Here is a 20,558-nt window from a genome sequence, read left to right on the forward strand (position 1 = left end):
GCTCAGGCCGTCAGGTAGGTTTGTGCCAGTCGCACCCAGCATGCCGCGCCCAGTGGCAGCACCTGGTCGTTGAAGTCGTAGCCGGGGTTGTGCACCATGCAGCCGCCGAATTCGCCTTCGCCGTTGCCGAGAATCAGGTAGCAGCCCGGCACCTCGTTGAGCATCCAGGCAAAGTCTTCGCTGCCGTTGAGCCCTTTTGGGGCCTGCGTGACGACGTTGTCCGCGCCGACCAGTTCTGTGCAGACCTGCTGCGCGAGCCGGGTTTCGGCCTCGGTATTGACCATGGGCGGGGTGAGCTGGCGGTAGTCGATCTGCGCTTCCACGCCATGCGCCTGCGCGGTCAGGCTGATGATCTCGCGGATACGCTGTTCCACCAGCGCGCGCGTTTCCGGCCGTGCCGCACGCACATTCAGGCCGATGGTCACGGTTTCAGGAATCACGTTGTGCGTGGTGCCGGCGCGGATGAATCCGACCGAGACCACCGCTGTATCATCCGGCGCCACATTGCGCGCCACCACAGTCTGCAGCGCGGTGACGATGGCCGCAGACGCCACGATCGGATCATGCGCGCGGTGCGGCATCGCGCCGTGCCCGCCCATGCCCTTGATCGTGACGTCGGCCACATCGGAAGACAGGCTCACCGGCCCCGGCAGCACGCGGAAGCTGCCTGCCGCCACGCCCGGCATGTTGTGCAGGGCAAAGACCGCATCGCAGGGGAAGCGCTCGAACAGCCCGTCTTCGATCATGGCACGCGCACCGCAGAGGTTTTCCTCATCGGGCTGGAAGATCAGGTTGAGGGTGCCGTCAAAGTTGCGGGCATCGGCCAGTGCCTTGGCTGCGGCCAGCAGGATGGCGGTGTGCCCGTCGTGACCGCAGGCGTGCATCTTGCCGACGTTGCGGCTGGCATAGGGCAGGCCGGTGGCTTCGACGATGGGCAGGGCATCCATGTCGGCGCGGATGCCGAGCCGGCGCGTGCCGTTGCCCAGCTTCAACTGGCCTACCACGCCGCTCTTGCCGATGCCGGTGTGCACCTCATAACCCCAGCTCCCGAGCAGTTCGGCCACAAGCTTGCTGGTGGCGCCCACCTCAAAGCCGAGTTCCGGGTGCGAGTGGATCTGGCGGCGGATGCCGACAAAGGTTTCGGCGTCGATATGGATGGGCGGCAGCAGATGCGGCAGCAACTGGAAGGGCGTGAGCGTAGGCGCTTTGGTCATGTCGAGTCTCCTTGCTGGAGTTGGATTCATGGGCCGTGGTTAGTGAACTTCGCGTACTTCGCGCAGGCTCAGCACGGTCAGCAGCGTGATGGCGCTGCACGCCATCATGTAGAAGGCAGGAGAGAGCGGATTGCCGGTGCGGGCCAGCAACCAGGTCACGACAAACTGGCACGAGCCGCCAAATACCGTGACGCCAATCGCGTAGATCACCGACAGGCCGCTGGCGCGTACCTTGGTGGGCAGCAGCTCCATCATCATGAGCAGCATCGGCGTGCTACCCAGGTACAGACTCGCGGTCAGCAGTGCCGACAGCGACAGCACCAGCGGCACGCTGGGGTAATGCGTCATCAGCCAGAAGGCTGGATAGAGTGCCACCACCGTGAACAGGAGGGCGCCCACCACCAGCGGCTTGCGGCGTGTAAGGCGGTCGGCCAGCCAGCCCGCGCCCAGCGATGCGAGAAAGCTGGTCAGGCCGGTCACGCAACCCGCCAGCAGCGACAGCGAGGGCGGCAGATGCAGCTCGCGGATCATGTAGGTCGGCATGAAATAGATCACCAGGTATGTGCCCACGGTGCCGCCGATGATGGTAAGGACGCCTTTGACTACCAGGCCACCGTGCTCGCGGAACAGCGTGCCCAGCGGGCTGGCCTCATGCGCCGCCGCCGTATGTGTCTCATCCAGGTGCGCGCGAATGTAGAAGCCCACCGGCGCGATCAACAGGCCCAGTAAGAACGGCACGCGCCACCCCCAGCTTTGCAGCGCTTCCGGCGACAGGCTGCTGTACAGCAGTGCTGCCGTCAGTGCACCGCACAGGGCCGCAATGCCCTGGCTGCCGAGCTGCCAGCTCACGCGAAAACCGCGCCCCTTGATGCCGCCTGCCTCCATCAGCATGGCCGTGGAGGCGCCAATTTCGCCACCCAGCGAAAACCCCTGCAGCAGGCGCCCAGCCACGATCACCAGCGGGCCGAACAAGCCCGCCGTGGCGTAGGTTGGCGCGATCGCCAGGCAGAGCGTGCCCACCACCATCAGGCCGATGGTCAACGTCATCGCGGCCTTGCGGCCGTGGCGGTCGGCATAGTTGCCGATCACGAAACCGCCCAGCGGCCGCATCACGAAGCCGATGCCGAAGGTCGCCACCGCCAGCAGCAGCGAGCCATAGGCACTGTCCAATGGGAAGAACAGCTTGCCGATCATCAGCGCGAAGAAGCTGTAGACGGTGAAGTCGTACATCTCCAGCGCATTGCCGATCGAGCAGGCGGCGATCAGCCGGGCCTGGCTGGTTCGCTTTGGCGCAACAACGGCGGCCGACGCGCCGGCGATGGTCGGCTGCAGGGTGGCGTCATTCATGGGCGGTCTCCAGGAAATTGGGGTGGGCTTCTGTGTTCGGCGAGCCCTTGACGCTGAAGTATTCCGGGAACGAGCGGTCAGACAAAATCGCAAATATTCATCTCGATAACCAAATAGAATCGCCGTCATAACCGGTACATATCCACCATCGGGGAAAGCCCGGGAAGCCTTGCCGGCGCGGCATGACGCACGCTTCACCCGACGCCCCTTTGTCACGTCTGGAGCACGGTATTGGGGAAGCGCGCACTGTGCGCGGGGATCGGGCGCTGAGAAGAGGAGGGGGAACCAAGGTGAAGCTGCACCAACTGCGCATCCTGCTGGCGGTGGCACAGCACGGCAGCATTCACGAGGCGTCACGCAGCTTGCACGTCTCGCAGCCTGCGTTGTCGAAGGCCATCGCCGAGCTGGAACGCGAGCTTGGCGTCACGCTGCTGTCGCGCTCGGTGCGTGGCGTCAGCCTGACCGCGTATGGGATGGCGCTCGTCAAACGCGCCAGCGTGGTCGAACAGGAATTGCGTCACGCGCTGGAAGACATTGAATCGATACGCGGACATGCCGAAGCCGAGCTCAACATCGGCTTTACGGCCGTGGCTTCCAGCGGGCCGCTGCCCGATGCCATGGCGTCACTGCGTACGCGTTTTCCCAACGTGGCGTTGCGCGGCTTCGAGCAACGCCCGCAGCAGATTCTGGAAGGGCTGCGCGAAGGGCGGCTCGATCTCGGGCTGATTTCCAGCAACAGCGGGCCGGGTACCGGCAGTTTTCAGTGGGAGCCGTTGTTCTCCGTGCCGATGCGCCTGGCAGTTCGGCCGGGCCATCCGCTGCGGCGCGTGCGCCGGCTGCGTCCGCTGCTCGATGCCGACTGGCTGGTACTGGACCCGCTCGATGATCCCGGCAGCCCGATGGTCAGCCTGATGCGGCTGCACCGGTTGGATATACCGCGCCGGATCGTGCAGACCGCGTCCAATTTGCTGGGGCTGCAACTGGCCACCAAGACCGACCTCATCAGCATGTGGTCGGATTTTGTCTTCAGCGGCACCGGCGGGCCGCTGCGCATGGTCCCTGGCTCGTTGGAGGTGCTGCCGATGCAGGACGAACTACCGGATTTCAATGTCTACCTGGTCTACCGTTCAGCCGATCTGATGACGCATGCCTGCACGGAATTCAGCAAGGAGATCCGGCATTTCGCGCAGAGCTATCGACCGCGCTGACGGCTCAGCCCAGCAAGTACTCCCGCGTCAGTTGACGCGCGCGATGCAGTCGACTCTTGACGGCGGCACGGCTTTCGCTCAACCGCTCAGCGATCTCGCCGATGGTCATTTCGTTCAGATCGCGGAGCACGATGATCTCGCGGTAGTGCGGGGGCAGGGATTCCAGCGTGGCTGCGATGTCGTGGCGCAGATCGTCGACCGGCCGGCGAGCGAGCCACGCTTCGACTTTTTCGTCGTCCCACGGATTCGCGGGAGCAAAAAAATTTCGCTGTGCAGGGTTGTCTGCTTGGTGATACCGGCCGGCCCCGACAGCGTTCCAGGCAGGGTGGGGAAGCAGGGCGCAGCAAGTGAATCAGGCTGGAGGATAATCGTGCCCTTCCGCCCGCAGCCCACGCATCCATCTGCCATGACACCCCGGACCTTCCTGATTACCGGCGCCTCACGCGGTATCGGTCACGCCATCGCCACGCTGCTCGATGCACAGGGGCATCGCGTCGTGGGCATCGCCCGCACGGCCGACGGCGTTGATTTTCCGGGCACTCTGCTGGCGTGCGACCTGCGCGACGTCGCGCAGACGGACGCGGTATTGGGCGACATCGCCAGCCGGTTCCAGATCGATGGCGTGGTCAACAATGCGGGCATTGCCTCGCCGCAACCGCTGGAGCAGCTGGACTTGCCGACGTTGCAGGATGTGTTCGATCTGAACGTGCGCGCCGCCGTGCAGGTCACGCAGCATTTCGTCACGGCGATGAAGCAACGCGGACACGGCCGCATCGTCAACATCTGCAGCCGCGCGATCCAGGGCAGCGTGGACCGTACCGCTTATTCCGCTGCCAAGAGTGCGCTCGTTGGCTGCACACGGACATGGGCGCTTGAACTGGCAGCGCACAACGTCACGGTCAACGCCGTATCGCCCGGTCCGGTGGAAACCGAACTGTTTCGCAAGACGCGGCCGGTCGGCAGCGAAGCCGAGCAAAAGGTGCTGCAAACCATCCCGATGCGGCGCCTTGGCACGCCGACGGAAATTGCGGCTGCCATCGCGTTCTTCCTGTCCGACCAGGCCAGCTTCATCACGGGCCAGGTACTTGGGGTGGATGGCGGCGGCGTTGGCGGGCAGAACTGATCTGGTGATACACGTCAGTTTTCCGCATAATTTGCATTATGTTAAATAGATGATGTGAGGCGCCGCAGTTGAGGCGCCCCATGTACCCTGGCGCGGTTTGGATTGGGAATATTGACCATTGCCGGACGCGTCCCCACGAATTCACCCGGAGAAAACCGTGTTCACCTGCAAAAACCAGAGCTGCCGCACCCAGTGGGAGCTGCCCGACGTCGTCATCAAGGATGAAGGCCAAGGGCTGTTGTTCCGCTGCGCGCTATGCGGCGCGCGAAACTACGTCGAGCGCTTTGAAGCCGACGACGGCACGGTTGTCTACGAGCAGCTCGAAGGCCGGCCGTTCAATTGACCCAACACAACGACATGACCATCGAACCGACTGCCCCCTCCTTCAGCACCCTTGCGCTGGCCCCCGCCGTGCTCGCGAATCTCGCGCAGCTCGGTTACGTCGACATGACGCCGATCCAGGCTGCGAGCCTGCCGATCGCGCTCGCGGGCCGCGACCTGATCGCGCAGGCGAAGACCGGCAGCGGAAAGACTGCGGCGTTCTCGCTCGCGCTGCTCGCGCGGCTCGATGCACGCCGTTTCGACGTGCAGGCGATGGTGCTCTGCCCGACGCGCGAGCTCGCCGATCAGGTCGCGCAGGAAATCCGTCGCCTCGCGCGCGCCGAAGAAAACGTGAAGGTGCTGACACTCTGCGGCGGCACGCCGATGCGTCCGCAGGCGGCGAGCCTCGAGCACGGCGCGCATATCGTCGTCGGCACGCCGGGGCGCATCATGGACCATCTCGAGCGCGGCAATCTCGCACTTGGCGCGCTCAGGACGCTCGTGCTCGACGAAGCGGACCGGATGCTCGACATGGGCTTCTTCGACGACATTGCAACGGTCGTGCGCCAGTGCCCGCCTGAACGGCAGACGCTGCTGTTTTCGGCAACCTACCCAGACGGGATCGCGAAGCTGAGCCGGCAGATCCTGCACAATCCAAAGGAAGTGAAGCTCGAAGAGCGTCACGACGACAGCAAGATTCGCCAGCGCTTCTACGAGGTGACCGAAGACGAGCGGCTGCATGCGGTTGGGCGGCTGCTGAAGCACTATCGCCCCATCAGCACGCTCGCGTTCTGCAACACGAAGCAGCAATGCCGCAATCTGCTCGATGTGCTGCGCGCCCAGGGTTTCCATGCGCTCGCGCTGCATGGCGAGCTTGAGCAGCGCGAGCGCGACCAGGTGTTGATCCAGTTCGCGAACCGAAGCTGCTCGGTGCTCGTTGCGACCGACGTTGCCGCGCGCGGACTCGACATCGCGCAGCTCGAAGCCGTGATCAACGTCGACGTGACGCCCGATCCCGAAGTGCACGTGCATCGCATCGGCCGCACGGGCCGTGCCGATCAGGACGGCTGGGCGCTGAGCCTCGCGAGCATGGACGAGATGGGGCGCGTCGGCGGTATCGAGCAGGTGCTCGGGCGCGAGGTCGAATGGCATCAGCTCGACGAGCTCGACGCCGGCAACGACGCAGCGCTGCTGCCGCCGATGGAAACGCTTCAGATCCTCGGCGGACGCAAGGACAAGATCCGCCCCGGCGATGTGCTCGGTGCGCTGACCGGCGACGCGGGCTTTCGCGGCGACCAGATCGGCAAGATCAACTCGACCGAATTCTCGACCTACGTGGCAGTCGAGCGCGGCATTGCACGCGACGCGCTGCGCAAGCTCAACGCGGGCACGGTGAAGGGCAAGAAGGTCAGGGTTCGGTTGATGGACGAGTGACGCCGGCGTGCGGCCGTTAAAACGACCGCACACCTTTTCCATCCTACCCTGGGCCCCTTTTTCCTGGCTGTAGGCTTCGGCGGGGCATGCAGCGCAAGATACAGAATGCGCCCAATTTGATGGGAACAGAGTCGCAGAAGCGATGCAGGGTTATCGGCAACCGCTGCTGAATGTCGCTACGCCTTTATGCCTGCAAATCAAGCACATTCATGAAGTTGCACAGCGCCGCACTCCGCGCTTGCGCCCGCCACAGCAGATGGACTTCCACCGCCAGCGGCAGCCAATCCAGGCGCTTGAAGACCACGCCGGGCGGATTCAGGCGCTGAATGCTCTCCTGCATCACGGCCACCCCCAGGCCGGCGCTGACCAGCCCCAGGATGATCGAGATCTGCGGTGCCTCGAACTGGATATCCGGCTGGAAACCGGACGATTCGCACGCCTCCAGCAGGCGCATACGCCCCATCGGGTTGAGCGCCTTGGGAAACGCGATCCACGGCAGGCCGTCCAGGTCTCGCGGCGTGACGGTCGGCATGGCGGCCAGTGGATGATCAGCCGCTGCCACCAGCACGAACGGCTCACGCGTCAGCAGGCGGCTGGCCAGGGTGTCGGCCGACTTGGGCAGGTTGTAGACAAAGCCCAGGTCGATGGTGGAATGCTCCAGCGCCTCGGCCTGCTCGCCCGAGCGCATGGCGGAAAGCCTCAGATTCACATGCGGATAGTCCGCCCGGAATTGGCGCAGGGCGGTCGGCAGCCGCCCACTGTGGATCACGCCTTCGCAATAGCCGATACCGAGTGTGCAGGCCTCGCCCCTGCCCGCCCGGCGCGCCTGCTCCTCCACGCGTTCGGCCTGCGCCAGCAGGTTGCGTGCTTCCCCAAGAAACTCGCGGCCCGCTGTGGTGAGGCGCACGCGCTGCTTGACGCGCTCGAAGAGTTGCAGCCCGAGGTGGTCTTCGAGTTGACGGATCTGGCGCGACAGCGGCGACTGCGAAATATGCAGGCGCTCGGCGGCACGCCCGACGTTTTCCGTCTCAGCCACGGCGACGAAGTACCGGAGTTGCTGCAGCTCCATGATCAGTCCTTTATTGCATCAAATCTGCCAAATTAAGTCTTTGACGGCATTATATGGCGGGGCCTACAGTCATTGCACTGCAACATCGCAACGACTGCGAAAGGACTCGAAATGGATAGCGCCACCCATCGGCCCAGTCTGACCATTCCCCAGGGCATTTTGCTGACCACCCTCGTCTTGCTGAGTGCCTCGGGGCTGGTCGCCTCCGACATCAACCTGCCGGGCATGCCGCTGGCCGCTCGCGCGCTGGACGCCCCGATCACCGCCTTGCAGCAGACCTTCAGCGTGTATGTGATCGGGCTGGCGGTGGCACAGGCGCTGTATGGCGCACTGTCTGACACCTATGGGCGCCGCCGTCTGGTCATTGGCGGCATGGCGGTCTATGCGCTGGCCTCGGTCGGTTGCGCGCTGGCGCCTAACGTGACGCTGTTCGGCCTGGCCCGCATCTTCCAGGCGCTGGGAGCTGGGGCCGGCATGGTGATCGGGCGCGCCATCATCAGCGATATCTTTGATGCCAAGCGTGCGGCGCGCATCTTCACGACCATCATGCCCATCGTGGGCGCATCGCCCGCGCTGGCGCCATGGGTGGGCGGTTATCTGACAGATTACGTGTCGTGGCGCGCGCCCTTCCTGCTGACGGCCATGCTTGGGGTGGCAGCCGTGATGCTGATGTTGGCCTACATCCCGGAGACCATGCCGCAGGCACGCCGGCAGCGCAGCGCGTTCGTCACGTTCCGCAATTACCCGATGCTGCTGGGGCAGCCGCGCTTCTGGACGTATGCGCTCAACCTGTGCGTTGCCTATGCCGCTTACCTGGGCTACCTGGCGGCATCTCCGGTGATCCTTGAGCACATGGGGCTTGGACCGAAGGCGGCCAGCACGTGCTACATCAGCCTGTCGGTCACGTATATCTTCAGCAACCTTGTGTCGCGGCATTTTGCGGGCCGGTATGCGCTGGATCGCCTGCTCGGCGTCGGCTATGCATTCTTCGCGCTCGGCGCGGTATGCCTGGTGGGCGTGGCGCTGGCTGGCGTGAGCACGCCCTGGCCGGTGATCCTTGCCATCTCCATCATCACGCTGGCCAATGGCTTTCTGGTGCCGCTGTCGTTCGCGGGCGGCGTGACGAGCTTTCCCGCCACGGCGGGAGCGGCCTCGGGCCTGATGGGGGCGATGCATTTGATGGCCGGGTCGGCGGCCATCTATACCGTGGCCGCGTTGCCCGGCACGGTTTCCGCGCTGGCGGCGTTCGTGGCGTGCGTGGCGGCCTTCGGATGCGTGGCGTTTCCGCTGTGTTTGCGTCTGGCGCGGCAGGCCGAGGCGGTCGGCGCAGCGGCCTGCCCGGCGCGCTAGTGGACTGCGGGGGCTCCGCTCAAGCCTTCTTCAAGAACTCCGGCTTGAGCAGGTAGCTCACGCCGTCGATCTTGCAGTCGATCGGATGGTCGCCCGAGACGAAGCGGATGTTCTTGATCTTCGTGCCGGCCTTGAGCGTGCCAGACCCGCCCTTGAGCTTCAGATCCTTGACGAGGGTGGCCGAATCGCCAGCGTTCAGCACGTTGCCGTTGGCGTCCTTGATGACGACCTCGGCTTCCGCTTCTTCTTCCGGTGCCGATGCGCTCCATTCATGCGCGCAATCCGGGCAGATGTAGAGATCGCCATCCGGGTAGGTGTTTTCCGAAGCGCATTTCGGACAAGCTGGAATTGTGGACATAGCGGCTCGCTGTCGAGGAGGAGGAAAAAGAAAAAGGGGCCGTACTATAGCAGCCGCGACATGGCAGGCAGGTTGACGACTGTCACGCCGGGGCGCCAACCCCATCGTTTTCTGATGCGGCTGTCATTCGGGCCTGATGGGCGCCGCACCTTGCGGCCGGGTAGGCGGCGGGCTATACCGTGGCAGCGCCGGCCGGCACGGTCTTCGTGCCGGGGCAATCGAAGACACCCCGGAGACCCTCGTGTGGATTCACGAAGACACCATCGAAACGTCTGCCTCCCCTGCCCGCATCTGGGCGCTGCTCGCCAACGTTGACCGTTGGGGCGACTGGAATGCGGGTATCGAGCGCATCGAACTGCATGGGCCGTTTGCCGCCGGCACGCAGTTCACCATGCAGCCGCCCGGGCAGGACCCGTTCGTCAGCACACTCGTGGACGTCCGGCCAAACGAAAGCTTCGTCGACGAAACGGTTGTCGATGGCACGCGCGTGCTGGTCGACCATCAGCTTGTCAGCCTGCCGTCGGGCAACACGCGGATCGTCTATCGCACCGAGATCACCGGGCCGGCCGCATCCGAGTTCGGGCCCATGGTGACATCCGATTTTCCTGACGTTCTCGCTGCGCTCAAGCGGCTGGCGGAACAGTGAGCCAGCCGGCGCGGAACCTGCCGTGGGGGCCGCGCCGTTCGGTATGATCCGGCCTACGATCATCCGAAGTTCCACTTGAAAGCAGGAAGGACACCATGGGCGAAGCTAAACGACGCGGCACGCAAGCCGAACGCATTTCACAGGCGCATGCCCGGCTGGACGCACTGCGTCCAGAAAAACTGGTCTGCGGCGCCTGCCAGACCGCCTTTACCGAATTCGAAGGGGTGGAGCCGCGCGACATGCCTGGCATCCACGCCATCTTCGGCGGTGAATGCCCGAACTGCGGCGAGAGCGTGATCTCATTCAATGGCGAACCCGAAGCCGTGGCTGCCGCCATGCTGGCGTACCAGCAAGCGATGGAGAACGCCAAGCTCGGCGCGCAGACGCAGGAAGGCAAACACATGCCGTACGTGGACGAAGAAGACAAACCCACGCAGCACTGAGCGCGTCATGGACAACAACAAGAACACGCAGGCGCACCGCTACCGCCACTACAAGGGCGGCGAGTACGAGTGGCTGTGCGAGGCGACGTACGAACCCGATCCCGCCATCAAGATGACGGTCTACCGTGCCGCCAACGGCACCATCTGGACGCGTCCGTCGACGATGTTCCATGAGATGGTGGAAGTCGACGGCCGACAGGTGCCGCGTTTCGTGCCCATCGACTGAATGCCGGCGGAAACGGCTTCGGTACGCGCGGGCCTGCGGGCCCGCTTTACGTATTGGCGAGATTTGACCGGCGCCTGGGCTGCGCGCCATGGGCAGACTGCGGCAGCCTTGCACGAGTTTGTCGTCTTCGGCATCAAGCAAGCGTGGGCGTGCCTGTTCGGCGGGCTGATGGTCGCTCTCTTGATTGGCACGCACCTCTGGTATCCGGCCGATGTGTCGATCGCCCGTTATGACGCGCTGACCATCGCCGCGGTCAGCATCCAGGTCGCCCTGCTCTGGCTGAAGCTTGAGACGTGGGACGAGGCCAAGGTGATTCTGATGTTCCACGCGGCCGGCACGGGCATGGAGGTGTTCAAGACGGCGGTCGGCTCGTGGATCTATCCGGAGGCATCGGTATTGCGCATCGGCGGCGTGCCGCTTTTTACCGGCTTCATGTATGCCGCGGTGGGCAGCTATATCGCCCGGGCGTGGCGCGAGTTCGACCTGCGCTTCTCGCACCATCCACCGCTGGTGGTGACGGCCCTGCTCTCGCTGGGCATCTACGTAAATTTCTTCCTGCACCACTACTGGTGGGACTTGCGCTACGTGTTGATGGCGCTGATTGCCGTAGCGTTCCGACGCTGCTGGATTCACTTCCGCATCGATCGCATGCACCGGCGCATGCCGTTCCTGCTGGGCTTCACGCTGGTGGCGCTGTTCATCTGGCTGGCGGAGAACATCGGCACGTTCACGCGCACGTGGCTCTATCCGAACCAGTTGCAGGGGTGGGAAATGGTGTCTACAGCCAAGCTCGGCGCATGGTTCCTGCTGACCATCATGAGCTACGTGATGGTGACGCTGGTCAATAAGCCGCAGCCTGTCGGCGATATGCGGCCGCTCGGCTGAGATTTAATTTCCATGCAATATGGATCTTCCAAAAACAAAAATCACCACAATTATCTCGGCGCAATCGAGTTAAGCGTAAACCCGTTATTTGATTAATTTGCGGGCGCATGGATGCCTCTCTACGATGAATAAAACAATGTCACGAAATCATCAAAGAGATGGCAAACCTAAACGAGGGGGACGCCCGCCAGCGCGCCGCCAAGGTGCTGGCGGGAGGGGTATCCAATGGCTGGAATATCCTGCCCGGTGGTCCACGGTATTTTCGTGATGCGCATGGCCCGTATTTAATTGATCTGAACGGGAATCAGCATCTGGATTTCCAGCTTGGCTGGGGCGCATTGCTGCTCGGACATAATCCGACCGCTTTGCGCAATGCATTATCTTCGGTGCTCGAAGAAGGCGGTTTCCTGCTGCAAGTGGAAACCGAGCGGCACATTCGACTGGCCGAACGCCTTTGCGAGCGCATCCCCTGCGCGGAGCGCGTACGCCTTGCCAACAGCGGAACCGAAGCCACCATGTTTGCCGTGCGTCTGGCCCGCGCGCGCACCGGCCGGCATCGCATCGTCAAGTTCGAAGGGCATTTCCACGGTCTGCACGAGAACCTGCTGTTCGGCACCGATGGCGCCCCGCGCCTTGGCCTGCGGCGCGCCGACGGCAGCCTGGAGAGCATCGCCGCCTCTGCCGGCATTCCGCCTGCCTTCAGCGAGGCTTGCCTCACCCTGCCCTTTAACGATACCGATGCGTTTGCCCGCTGCCTGCAGGCACATGCGCATGAGATCGCGGCGGTGATCCTGGAGCCGATCTGCTTCAACCTTGGCGTGATTCCGGCGTCTGCGACGTTTCTGTCGGCCGTGCGTGCGTTGACGACTCAACACGGCATCGCGTTGATCTTCGATGAGGTGTTGACGGGCTTTCGCGTGACGCCTGGCACGGCGCAGGCGCGACTGGGCGTGACCCCCGACCTGACCTGTCTTGGAAAGGCGCTCGGCTGCGGCATGCCCATTGCCGCGGTGGTCGGCCGCCAGGCGTGGATGGATGGGCTCGCACCGATCGGCAACGTTGAGATGAGTGGCACCAGCACCGGCCGCATCCTGAACGTCGTGGGCGCACTGGCGGCCCTGGAAGCCACTGCCGAGCCCGGTTTCCACGCGCATCTTGAGCATCTGCAACGGCGGCTGATCCACGGCCTGCGCGAGTTGCTGGCGCGTCACGGCGTGCCTGCCGTGGTCAACGGATGCGGTGGCCGCATCGGGCTGTATCTGGGGCTGGAGCGATTGCCATCAAGCCTGCCCGAGATCGCCGCCCAGTGGGACGAAGCCTTCCATCTGCGCTGCCAGGCCGACCTGCAGGCGCGCGGGCTGTATGGCTTTCTGAGCGCGCTGCCCTTTCACCCTGAGGCGATCACGCTGTGCGCGGCGCATACCGATGCCGACGTCGATACCGCGCTCGAACGCTTTGACGACGTTCTGCAGCGCAACCCGTACACCCGAGCCCGCCACACGCAGCACGCCTTCGGCGCCTGACCACACTGGGAGGATCTATGGCAACACGCACCCTGACCTTGCTGTCCGAAGCCACCGGCAAACCATTGGCCGAGATGGATGCGGTGAGCCAGCGCTATCCATTTGCCATCTCGACCTTCCTGCGCAGTCGCGTGCTCAGCGGCGAGTATTCCCCCGAGGCCCTACGCCAATTTCTGCCCGATGCCCGCGAGCTGTGGACCGCCCCCGGCTACACCTCCGACCCGACGGGCGAATCGGATCTGCATCCCGAGCCCAGCATCCTGCACGTCTACGGCAACCGGCTGGCGTTGATCCTGACCTACCGCTGCCTCGTCTATTGCCGGTTCTGCTTCCGCAAGCACGTGGTCGGCTTTGGAGAGAGCCGCGTGCCCGCCGAGGAAATCGATCGCGGTATTGCCTACATCGAGGCGCATCCCGAGATTTCCGACATCCTGCTTTCCGGTGGCGACCCGCTGGCCATCTCCAATGCGCAACTGCTGCCGCTGCTGCGCCGGCTGGTGGCGATCCCGCACCTGAAGGTGATCCGCATCGACAGCCGCGCGCTCAACGCCATGCCCGAGCGCTTTGACGATGAACTGCTGGACTTCTTCAGTGCCCATCCGCACTTCTGGTACTACGCTCACCTGAACCATCCCGACGACGTTGACCACCCCGACGTTCTGGCCGCTGCCCGGCGGCTGCGGGCAGCCGGTGTGCCGATCTACAACCAGTGCGTGCTGCTGCGTGGCGTCAACGACCGGCCGCAGACCCTGCGCCGGTTGATGGAGCTGTGCTATGTCAACAAGATCCTGCCGTACAACCTGTACGTGCTCGATCGAGTGGAAGGCGCGACGCACTTTGCACTGGAAGACCATGAGGTGGCCGCGCTGTATCGCAGCCTGGCCGATCTGTCCGGGCCGGCGCAGCCGCTGCTTGTCTACGTGGGCACCGACAGCAAGAAACGGCGCATGACCAACTCCGACATCCACGACATCGGCGCCTTCCTGCGTGCACGCCACCGCGAGCTGGCCGCACCGCTTGCGGCCGATACGCGCCTGGCCGCCATGGGAGCCGCGCAATGAACGCGCCGCACGACACCGCCGCGCTCGGCGCGCAGGCTGGCGCGGTGGTCTGGAGCGTTGACGAGTGGAGCCCGCTGGAGGAGGTGATCGTCGGCTGCGTGGACGAGGCGATCCTGCCGGCGTGGGACGTGGTAAACGCCGTGACCGTGCCCGAGGGCGAGTGGGATGCCATCGCGCGCGACCTGACCGCAGGCAAGGGCAAGGGACACCCCTATCCCCCCGAGTTGGTTGAAGCGGGCCGTCGCGCGGCGGCCAATCTGGTGCGCTTGCTGGAAGCCGAGGGCGTCAAGGTGCGGCGCCCGGAGTTGCCAGCCGCCAGCCAATCGTTTTCCACACCCGAATGGGTGGTGGAAAGCGGCTTCTGCGCTGCCAACCCGCGCGACGTCATGCTGGTGATAGGCGACGAGATCATCGAAGCGCCGATGGCCGACCGCACCCGCTATTTTGAGATCTGGCCCTATCGGCCGCTGCTCAAGGCGTATTTCCAGGCCGGTGCCCGCTGGACGGCGGCGCCCAAGCCGCAGTTGTCCGATGCGTTGTACGACGCGAGCTATCGGCGCCCTGCCCCGGGCGAGCCGATGCGCTACATCGTCTCGGAGTTCGAGCCGGTGTTCGACGCTGCCGAATTTGCCCGCTGCGGCCGCGACCTCTTCACGCAGTTGAGTCACACCACCAACCGCGCCGGCATCGCATGGCTGCAGCGTCATCTGGGGGAAGACTTCCGTATCCACGTGTTGCCCGGCATCAACCCCGAGGCCATCCATCTGGACTCGACTTTCGTGCCGCTGGCAGAGGGCCGTGCCTTGGTCAATCCGGCGTATCTGGACCTGTCGCGCCTGCCGCCAGTGCTCAAGTCGTGGGAGTTGCTGGTAGCACCGCCGGGCAGCGCCACGCCCGTGCCGCACCAGGGATTGCTCAGTGAATGGATCCACCTGAACGTGCTGTCGCTCGACGGCGAGCGCATCATCGTCGAGGCCAGCCAGACGCCGCTGATCGACGCGCTCAGGCGTTGGGGGTTCAAGCCGATTCCGTGCGCTTTTGAAGGGTACTACCCGTTCATCGGCTCACTGCACTGTGCGACGCTGGACGTCCGGCGCTGCGGGACGCTGCAAAGCTATTTCTAGCGCTGGCGCCAGGCCGAGTGCCTGGGCCTCACCCTGCCGCGTGCCGGCGCTCCAGCTCAGCCGGCGCCGGAACCCGATGTTCGAACGTGACACGTACGCGGCGTGAGAACTGCAGGTAGACGCCGCACGTCAGGATCATCGCTGCGGCCACCGTCAGACCTTCGATGACAGTTGCGCGCGCGCCGGGAACGCCGCCCGCCATCAGTATCAGTCCGATCAGCGGCGGCAATAGCGCCATATGCACGATCATCGCAGGCCGGAACGCGCTGTCGTGCGTGATGGCCAGCACCAGCACCGTCACGCAAGAGATCAGGTACAACAGCGTGGTGAGGTTGACGGCCCCGCTGCCCGGCGTATCGGCGTTGAAGAGATCGGCGCCAGCCACTTGCAAGGCGTCGATCGACAACCCTTGCCAGAACACCCACGTCGGCCCCGCAATCGCGATGGCGAGCACCCATGGCAGCCACCCGGCAATGCCATACAGCGGATGATGTTCCGCTTCGATCGGATCGATGTCGATCCAGCGATGCATCAGCATGGCGCACCCCCACTTCCTTGTTCCCCTGTTTTGAAGCTTAGGTCGCTGGGCGGGGCGCGCAATGCAGGAGGAACCCTGAGCGCACACGCGGGTTGCGCCACATCAACGATCAATGGCTACGCCACTATCGACGGAAAAGGCGAGGACGGTCCGGGTCGTACAGCGGGTCGGGGGTGATCTGCGTGAGCTGCAGCACGCAGGCCGCGTCAAAGTAGAAATGCATCAGCGATGGCCAGACGTCGTCCGACTTGAAGCGGTACGACCAGACCAGCCGATCCATGCGGGAGAAGTACGCCGTTTCGACCGGCTTGCCGAAATGCCGCAGCACGTCGTCCCGGGTCCAGACGCCGATCTTGGCTTGGGCAAATTCGAGGCTGCTCAGCACTTGCTTGAAAGCGATGAGTTTGCCGCCGGCATCAAAGTCGGCGGCGTAGGTGAACTGGCCATACGGCTGGGTCGGATACAGCCAGCGCGTGCCGCCATCGAGCGGGTAGGCCTCGCGCGGCGGGCCGAATTGCGCTTGCACCGTGGCTTGATCGTCGCCGATCAGCCGCTGTCCTTTGGTCACCGGGGATTCCAACGCCGCACATCCCGCCATCACGGCCACCATTGCCGTGACCACCAGCCAACGCATCGCGCGCATGACAGCCGCCTCCATCCAGCAGATTCAAAGCGGGCAGTGTAGCGCCGCGCAGCGTTTCATTGCACAAGCAACGGGGTGATGTCGAGGTGCGCCGCGGCCAAGCGCGCATCGGCATGCGGCAGGCGCGGGATGGTGCCCAGGTGGGGCACGTTGATCCAGTGGCGCAGGGTGGCAACGTTGTCGGCAAGCCCCGCCATGGCGGGATCGACCACGTTGCCGACCCAGCCGGCCAGGCGCAGCCCGCGCGCGGCAATCGCTTCGGCAGTGAGTGCGGCGTGGTTCAGGCAGCCCAGGCGCAGCCCCACGACCAGCACCACCGGCAGGTCCAACCCGACCGCCATCTCCGCCGTATCGAAGTCGTCCGACAGCGGCACGCGAAAGCCGCCCACACCCTCCACCACCACAGCATCCGCCAGCGATCTGGCCTGCACGAATGCGTCGAGGATGGGCGGCAGCGTAATGGTCACGCCCTCGCGCGCGGCAGCAAGGTGCGGTGACATCGGCGCGCCTAGCAGCCACGGGCAGATCGTCGTAAGCGGCAAGTCGACCGAAGCGGCGGCGCGCAGTTGCTCGATGTCTTCGTTGGTGCGCGCAGGTGCAACGGACAAGGTACCGGCGGCAATCGGCTTGAGACCGGCGGTGCGGTAACCGGCGTCGGCCAGCTTGGTCAGCAAGGCCGCGCTCACCAGCGTCTTGCCGATCTCGGTATCGGTGCCGGTGACGAAGCAGTCGAATCGTGCAGGCATGGATGGCAACGGGCTAAGCAGCTTTAGCAGGCGGATGCTGCAATTGGCCGGCCGCTTCCAGCGCCTGCGCCAACCGTGCGACATCTTCTTCAGTATGCGCAGCCGACAACGTAATGCGCAGCCGCGCCGTGCCCAGCGGCACCGTTGGCGGACGGATGGCGGCGATGCGGATGCCTTCGCGCTCCAAGGCAGCGGCCAGGGCCAGCGCCGGGGCGTTTTCGCCGATCACCAACGGCTGGATGGCCGTGGGCGACGGCATCCACTGCCAGCCGAAACGGGCAGCCAGGCGCTCGGCGTGGGCGCTCCAGATGGCGATATGGCGGCTCAGGCGAGCGCGGCGTTCGGCGCCCTCCTCGCTGGCAATGACATCGAGCGCTGCCTCCACCGCACAGGCAATCGCGGGCGGCGTCGCCGTCGTAAAGATATACGTACGCGCACGCTGGATCAGCCAGTCGATCACCATGCGATGCGCGACGATGGCTGCGCCCGAACCGCCTGCAGCCTTGCCGAACGTGCCGACATAGATGATCCGCTCCGAACGCAGCCCAAAGTGCGACAACACGCCCGCGCCGTTCTCACCGAGTATGCCCAGGCCGTGCGCATCGTCCACGATCAGCCACGCATCGAAACGCTCGGCCAGCGCGAGCAACTCAGGCAGCGGCGCGATGTCGCCGTCCATGCTGAACACGCCGTCGGTCACGATCAGCTTATTGCGACTGGTGCTGGCGGCCAGTTGCGCCTCCAGCGCCGCCAGATCGACGTGCGGATAGACCTTGATCGGTGCGCGCGACAACCGTGCGCCGTCGATGAGCGAGGCGTGGTTCAACGCATCGGAAAAGATCGTGCACTCTTCTGCCGGGCGCATACCGCCGGCCTGTGCCATGGCACTCACCACGGCCAGATTCGCCATGTAGCCGGTGCAGAAGAACAGCGCATCGGCCTCGGGGATGTGCGGGGCTAGCAGCGCTGCCATGCGCGCTTCCAGGCGGGTGTGAGCGACGGAATGGCCGCTGACCAGGTGCGAACCGCCGCTGCCGAAGCCGTATTCATGCGTGCCCTCGACCACGGCCTCGGCCAAGGCGGGATGGGCGGCGAGGCCAAGGTAGTCGTTGCCGCAGAAGCCGAGAATCTCGCGCGGCCCCTCGCCCGGCATGCTGATGCGCTGGCTGCGATCGGTCGGGCTAAAGGCTGTCCGGCGCACGCGGCGAAGGTGCGCAGCGTCGATAGCGTCCAGGCCCGCCTGCAGGTCGTCAAGCAATCGCATAGGTGTCTCCTTCGTGCGCGCCCGTGGCTTGGGCAAGCGTGTCTTCAAGCGTCTGCAGCGTGCGCTCGACCAGGGTATCGGTCTCGGCGTCGGTCAGCACATAGGGCGGCAGCAGATAGACCGTGTTGCCGATGGGGCGCAGCAGCAGCCCATGCGTGCGCGCAGTGAGCGCAAAGCGTTCTGCAAAGCGCGCGCCGGCCACTTCGGAATGCACGTCGAACGCGGTGATCATCCCCGTCTGCCGCAAATGGGCGAAGCGTGCATCGTGCGACAGCGGCGCCAGCCCCTGGGCGATGCGCGCGGCGGTCACGCGATTGCGCGCAAAGACGTCTTCTTCTGCAAACAGATCGAGCGTGGCCAGCGCCGCGCGGCAGGCCAGCGGGTTGCCTGTATACGAATGCGAATGCAGGAAGCTGCGCACGGGCGCATCGTCGTTGAAGGCGTTGTAGATGGCATCGCGCGACAACACGATCGACAGCGGTAGATACCCTCCGCTGATGCCCTTGGACAGGCACAGCAGGTCCGGCCACACGCCCGCCTGCTCGCATGCAAAGAAAGTACCGGTGCGGCCGCAGCCGACGGCAATTTCGTCTGCAATCCAGTGCACGCCAAACGCATCGCACAGCGCGCGCACGCCGCGCAGATAACTCACGTCGTACATGGCCATGCAGGCGGCGCACTGCACAAGCGGTTCGATGATGACGGCGGCGATGGTGCCGGCGTGGGCGCTCAGGCAGTCGCGCAAGGCGGCCAGGGCGCGTTCGGCCACGTCGGCAGCGGTTTCGCCCGGGGCGGCCAGGCGCGCATCGGGCGACGGCACGCGGTGGGATTGCAGGATCAGCGGGTCATACGCATCGCGAAAGACGGCGACATCGGTCACGCCCAGCGCACCGAGCGTTTCGCCGTGGTAGCCGTGCTCCAGGCAGACGAAACGGCTGCGTGCGCCCTGCCCTGCATTGCGATGGGCGTGGAAGCTCATCTTGAGCGCGATTTCCACGGCAGAAGCGCCGTCGGAGCCGAAGAAGCTGTGGCCGAGCACACCGCCCGTAAGATCGATCAGGCGCTCAGCCAGCTCCACTGCCGGCCGATGCGTGGCCCCCGCCAGCATGACGTGCTCCAGTGAATCGAGCTGGGTCTTCAGCGCCGCGTTGATGTGCGGATTCGCATGGCCGAAGAGATTGACCCACCAGGAACTGGTGCCGTCCAGGTAGCGCTTGCCGTCAAAGTCGATCAGCCACGGCCCCTGACCGCGTGCGATCGGCAGCGGCGGCATGGCATCGAGCCGCGCATTTTGGGTGCACGGATGCCAGACGGCCGCGCGGCTGCGCGCCTGCCATGCCGTATTGGCGCTGGGCGCGCCGTCAACCGGCACTGGGATTGGGGGATACGCCATTCGAGGCCTCCTTGAAACAGAAGCGGGGGGATTCGGCGGCGTATGGTAGAGGGCTTGTTGATCAAACAACAAGCCCGCACGTTGGATGAAATTGCCAGCGTATAGGCAGACAAAGAAAGAAGAAGCGTGCTTCTTCGGCGGATTTTCAACGTCCTGCGCGGAACTTGTCGTTAAAAAATCTTTTCTGGCACAACAAAAAGTGTCTCGCGAATCACATTGAGCGGATCTCGATCGAGCTCGACCATGGAAGCTGCGCCAGGGGCGAGACGTCCGGCTGATTATTTACCTTGAGTGATGTTCAGAATGGACTGCACGTTTGCGTTGCATCATTGCCTGGTCCTAGGGATAACCCTATACTAGGGAAAACCCTAAATAACGCAACGAGAGAGAACATCATGATCCAGCAAGCTTATTACACGCCGAAGTTCGCCGGCGAAGCGCAAATCCAAGCTGCCAACCGTACGTCGCTGCTGCGTGCAGTGATCGATTATTTCCGCAAGGGCTGGGATGACAACCTGGTGTACGCAGAAGTGGTTGGCAAGTCGGGTTCGTACCTGGGCTGAGGCCTGCGGCTGAATCGTCAGCCATGCCGCGAAGGCACGTAAAAGAACGGCGCATCGGCGCTAATGCCGTTCAGTTAAG

General features: G+C 64.4%; 23 protein-coding genes. 13 read left to right on the forward strand and 10 right to left on the reverse strand.

From position 1 onward, the window contains the following. Window positions 1–2: 2 nt before the first annotated feature. Both B4F51_RS13610 and B4F51_RS13615 read right to left on the reverse strand, forming a co-directional pair. Window positions 3–1,214 (reverse strand): M20 aminoacylase family protein, encoded by a 1,212-nt coding sequence (locus B4F51_RS13610; RefSeq protein ID WP_296226334.1) that lies wholly within the window; start codon window positions 1,212–1,214, stop codon window positions 3–5. Window positions 1,215–1,253: 39 nt separating this feature from the next. Next, window positions 1,254–2,561, reverse strand: a complete 1,308-nt coding sequence (locus B4F51_RS13615) for an MFS transporter (RefSeq protein ID WP_296226337.1) — start codon at window positions 2,559–2,561, stop codon at window positions 1,254–1,256. Window positions 2,562–2,851: 290 nt separating this feature from the next. Between B4F51_RS13615 and B4F51_RS13620 the strand changes: the two genes are divergently transcribed. Further along, window positions 2,852–3,769: a LysR family transcriptional regulator gene (locus tag B4F51_RS13620; protein ID WP_296226339.1), complete on the forward strand. Its 918-nt coding sequence runs from the start codon at window positions 2,852–2,854 to the stop codon at window positions 3,767–3,769. Window positions 3,770–3,773: 4 nt separating this feature from the next. On the opposite strand, the gene B4F51_RS13625 is transcribed toward B4F51_RS13620, so the two are convergent. Further along, window positions 3,774–3,899 (reverse strand): sigma factor-like helix-turn-helix DNA-binding protein, encoded by a 126-nt coding sequence (locus B4F51_RS13625; protein WP_296226340.1) that lies wholly within the window; start codon window positions 3,897–3,899, stop codon window positions 3,774–3,776. A gap of 276 nt (window positions 3,900–4,175) precedes the next feature. Here B4F51_RS13625 and B4F51_RS13630 point away from each other — a divergent pair, with 276 nt between their 5' ends. From B4F51_RS13630 to dbpA, 3 genes are all read left to right on the forward strand, one after another. Next, a complete protein-coding gene (locus B4F51_RS13630) occupies window positions 4,176–4,892 on the forward strand; it encodes an SDR family oxidoreductase (protein ID WP_296226344.1) in 717 nt (238 codons plus the stop codon). A 157-nt stretch (window positions 4,893–5,049) separates the two neighbouring features. Beyond that, window positions 5,050–5,235, forward strand: a complete 186-nt coding sequence (locus B4F51_RS13635) for a hypothetical protein (protein WP_296226346.1) — start codon at window positions 5,050–5,052, stop codon at window positions 5,233–5,235. A 14-nt stretch (window positions 5,236–5,249) separates the two neighbouring features. Further along, a complete protein-coding gene (gene dbpA, locus B4F51_RS13640; RefSeq protein ID WP_296226347.1) occupies window positions 5,250–6,647 on the forward strand; it encodes an ATP-dependent RNA helicase DbpA in 1,398 nt (465 codons plus the stop codon). A gap of 184 nt (window positions 6,648–6,831) precedes the next feature. Here the strand turns inward: dbpA and B4F51_RS13645 are convergent, their stop codons facing one another. Continuing rightward, complete coding sequence (locus B4F51_RS13645; RefSeq protein WP_296226349.1) at window positions 6,832–7,716, reverse strand: LysR family transcriptional regulator; 885 nt, start codon at window positions 7,714–7,716, stop codon at window positions 6,832–6,834. Window positions 7,717–7,827: 111 nt separating this feature from the next. Here B4F51_RS13645 and B4F51_RS13650 point away from each other — a divergent pair, with 111 nt between their 5' ends. Then, window positions 7,828–9,066 carry a multidrug effflux MFS transporter gene (locus tag B4F51_RS13650; RefSeq protein WP_296226350.1) on the forward strand — a complete coding sequence of 413 codons (1,239 nt, stop codon included), beginning with the start codon at window positions 7,828–7,830 and terminating at the stop codon, window positions 9,064–9,066. Window positions 9,067–9,085: 19 nt separating this feature from the next. Here the strand turns inward: B4F51_RS13650 and B4F51_RS13655 are convergent, their stop codons facing one another. Then, window positions 9,086–9,424: a zinc ribbon domain-containing protein YjdM gene (locus B4F51_RS13655; RefSeq protein ID WP_296226353.1), complete on the reverse strand. Its 339-nt coding sequence runs from the start codon at window positions 9,422–9,424 to the stop codon at window positions 9,086–9,088. Between the two features lie 241 nt (window positions 9,425–9,665). Between B4F51_RS13655 and B4F51_RS13660 the strand changes: the two genes are divergently transcribed. The 7 genes from B4F51_RS13660 (at window position 9,666) to B4F51_RS13690 (ending at window position 15,332) form a co-directional block, all read left to right on the forward strand. Next, window positions 9,666–10,070, forward strand: coding sequence for an SRPBCC family protein (locus B4F51_RS13660; protein ID WP_296226355.1), 405 nt, complete (start codon window positions 9,666–9,668; stop codon window positions 10,068–10,070). A 95-nt stretch (window positions 10,071–10,165) separates the two neighbouring features. Further along, window positions 10,166–10,513, forward strand: a complete 348-nt coding sequence (locus tag B4F51_RS13665) for a hypothetical protein (RefSeq protein WP_296226357.1) — start codon at window positions 10,166–10,168, stop codon at window positions 10,511–10,513. Between the two features lie 7 nt (window positions 10,514–10,520). Then, complete coding sequence (locus B4F51_RS13670; protein ID WP_296226358.1) at window positions 10,521–10,739, forward strand: DUF1653 domain-containing protein; 219 nt, start codon at window positions 10,521–10,523, stop codon at window positions 10,737–10,739. Next, window positions 10,740–11,624, forward strand: a complete 885-nt coding sequence (locus B4F51_RS13675; protein WP_296226360.1) for a DUF817 domain-containing protein — start codon at window positions 10,740–10,742, stop codon at window positions 11,622–11,624. 158 nt (window positions 11,625–11,782) lie between these two features. After that, complete coding sequence (locus B4F51_RS13680) at window positions 11,783–13,147, forward strand: aspartate aminotransferase family protein (RefSeq protein WP_296226362.1); 1,365 nt, start codon at window positions 11,783–11,785, stop codon at window positions 13,145–13,147. Window positions 13,148–13,164: 17 nt separating this feature from the next. After that, window positions 13,165–14,208 carry a KamA family radical SAM protein gene (locus B4F51_RS13685; protein WP_296226364.1) on the forward strand — a complete coding sequence of 348 codons (1,044 nt, stop codon included), beginning with the start codon at window positions 13,165–13,167 and terminating at the stop codon, window positions 14,206–14,208. Continuing rightward, window positions 14,205–15,332, forward strand: a complete 1,128-nt coding sequence (locus B4F51_RS13690; protein WP_296226366.1) for an amidinotransferase — start codon at window positions 14,205–14,207, stop codon at window positions 15,330–15,332. Before B4F51_RS13685 ends, B4F51_RS13690 begins: the two co-directional genes overlap by 4 nt. A gap of 28 nt (window positions 15,333–15,360) precedes the next feature. Here B4F51_RS13690 and B4F51_RS13695 read toward each other — a convergent pair whose 3' ends face one another. The 5 genes from B4F51_RS13695 to bioA all read right to left on the reverse strand — a co-directional run bounded on the left by B4F51_RS13695 (window position 15,361) and on the right by bioA (window position 19,916). After that, entirely contained in the window at window positions 15,361–15,870 is a 510-nt protein-coding gene (locus tag B4F51_RS13695; protein WP_296226367.1) for a hypothetical protein, read from the reverse strand. A 124-nt stretch (window positions 15,871–15,994) separates the two neighbouring features. After that, a complete protein-coding gene (locus B4F51_RS13700; protein WP_296226369.1) occupies window positions 15,995–16,513 on the reverse strand; it encodes a hypothetical protein in 519 nt (172 codons plus the stop codon). A gap of 56 nt (window positions 16,514–16,569) precedes the next feature. Next, window positions 16,570–17,259 (reverse strand): dethiobiotin synthase, encoded by a 690-nt coding sequence (bioD, locus tag B4F51_RS13705; RefSeq protein WP_296226371.1) that lies wholly within the window; start codon window positions 17,257–17,259, stop codon window positions 16,570–16,572. Between the two features lie 13 nt (window positions 17,260–17,272). Continuing rightward, window positions 17,273–18,523 carry an 8-amino-7-oxononanoate synthase gene (gene bioF / locus B4F51_RS13710; protein ID WP_296226373.1) on the reverse strand — a complete coding sequence of 417 codons (1,251 nt, stop codon included), beginning with the start codon at window positions 18,521–18,523 and terminating at the stop codon, window positions 17,273–17,275. Beyond that, entirely contained in the window at window positions 18,510–19,916 is a 1,407-nt protein-coding gene (bioA, locus tag B4F51_RS13715) for an adenosylmethionine--8-amino-7-oxononanoate transaminase (protein ID WP_296226375.1), read from the reverse strand. The genes bioF and bioA overlap by 14 nt, the downstream gene beginning before the upstream one ends. A gap of 395 nt (window positions 19,917–20,311) precedes the next feature. Between bioA and B4F51_RS13720 the strand changes: the two genes are divergently transcribed. Continuing rightward, window positions 20,312–20,479 (forward strand): hypothetical protein, encoded by a 168-nt coding sequence (locus B4F51_RS13720; RefSeq protein ID WP_296226377.1) that lies wholly within the window; start codon window positions 20,312–20,314, stop codon window positions 20,477–20,479. Window positions 20,480–20,558 lie beyond the last annotated feature (79 nt).

The sequence above is a fragment of the Ralstonia sp. UBA689 genome (genome assembly GCF_002298975.1).
Classification (GTDB): Bacteria; Pseudomonadota; Gammaproteobacteria; order Burkholderiales; family Burkholderiaceae; genus Ralstonia.

Bases quoted from the DNA above. Each gene is read 5' to 3' on its own strand.
- B4F51_RS13630 (WP_296226344.1), top strand. From the start codon at position 4,176: ATGACACCCCGGACCTTCCTGATTACCGGCGCCTCACGCGGTATCGGT.
- bioF (WP_296226373.1), bottom strand. From the start codon at position 18,523: ATGCGATTGCTTGACGACCTGCAGGCGGGCCTGGACGCTATCGACGCT.
- B4F51_RS13685 (WP_296226364.1), top strand. From the start codon at position 13,165: ATGGCAACACGCACCCTGACCTTGCTGTCCGAAGCCACCGGCAAACCA.
- bioD (WP_296226371.1), bottom strand. From the start codon at position 17,259: ATGCCTGCACGATTCGACTGCTTCGTCACCGGCACCGATACCGAGATC.
- B4F51_RS13645 (WP_296226349.1), bottom strand. From the start codon at position 7,716: ATGGAGCTGCAGCAACTCCGGTACTTCGTCGCCGTGGCTGAGACGGAA.
- B4F51_RS13695 (WP_296226367.1), bottom strand. From the start codon at position 15,870: ATGCTGATGCATCGCTGGATCGACATCGATCCGATCGAAGCGGAACAT.
- bioA (WP_296226375.1), bottom strand. From the start codon at position 19,916: ATGGCGTATCCCCCAATCCCAGTGCCGGTTGACGGCGCGCCCAGCGCC.
- B4F51_RS13680 (WP_296226362.1), top strand. From the start codon at position 11,783: ATGGCAAACCTAAACGAGGGGGACGCCCGCCAGCGCGCCGCCAAGGTG.
- B4F51_RS13720 (WP_296226377.1), top strand. From the start codon at position 20,312: ATGATCCAGCAAGCTTATTACACGCCGAAGTTCGCCGGCGAAGCGCAA.
- dbpA (WP_296226347.1), top strand. From the start codon at position 5,250: ATGACCATCGAACCGACTGCCCCCTCCTTCAGCACCCTTGCGCTGGCC.
- B4F51_RS13655 (WP_296226353.1), bottom strand. From the start codon at position 9,424: ATGTCCACAATTCCAGCTTGTCCGAAATGCGCTTCGGAAAACACCTAC.
- B4F51_RS13650 (WP_296226350.1), top strand. From the start codon at position 7,828: ATGGATAGCGCCACCCATCGGCCCAGTCTGACCATTCCCCAGGGCATT.
- B4F51_RS13700 (WP_296226369.1), bottom strand. From the start codon at position 16,513: ATGCGCGCGATGCGTTGGCTGGTGGTCACGGCAATGGTGGCCGTGATG.
- B4F51_RS13690 (WP_296226366.1), top strand. From the start codon at position 14,205: ATGAACGCGCCGCACGACACCGCCGCGCTCGGCGCGCAGGCTGGCGCG.
- B4F51_RS13610 (WP_296226334.1), bottom strand. From the start codon at position 1,214: ATGACCAAAGCGCCTACGCTCACGCCCTTCCAGTTGCTGCCGCATCTG.
- B4F51_RS13615 (WP_296226337.1), bottom strand. From the start codon at position 2,561: ATGAATGACGCCACCCTGCAGCCGACCATCGCCGGCGCGTCGGCCGCC.
- B4F51_RS13665 (WP_296226357.1), top strand. From the start codon at position 10,166: ATGGGCGAAGCTAAACGACGCGGCACGCAAGCCGAACGCATTTCACAG.
- B4F51_RS13675 (WP_296226360.1), top strand. From the start codon at position 10,740: ATGCCGGCGGAAACGGCTTCGGTACGCGCGGGCCTGCGGGCCCGCTTT.
- B4F51_RS13670 (WP_296226358.1), top strand. From the start codon at position 10,521: ATGGACAACAACAAGAACACGCAGGCGCACCGCTACCGCCACTACAAG.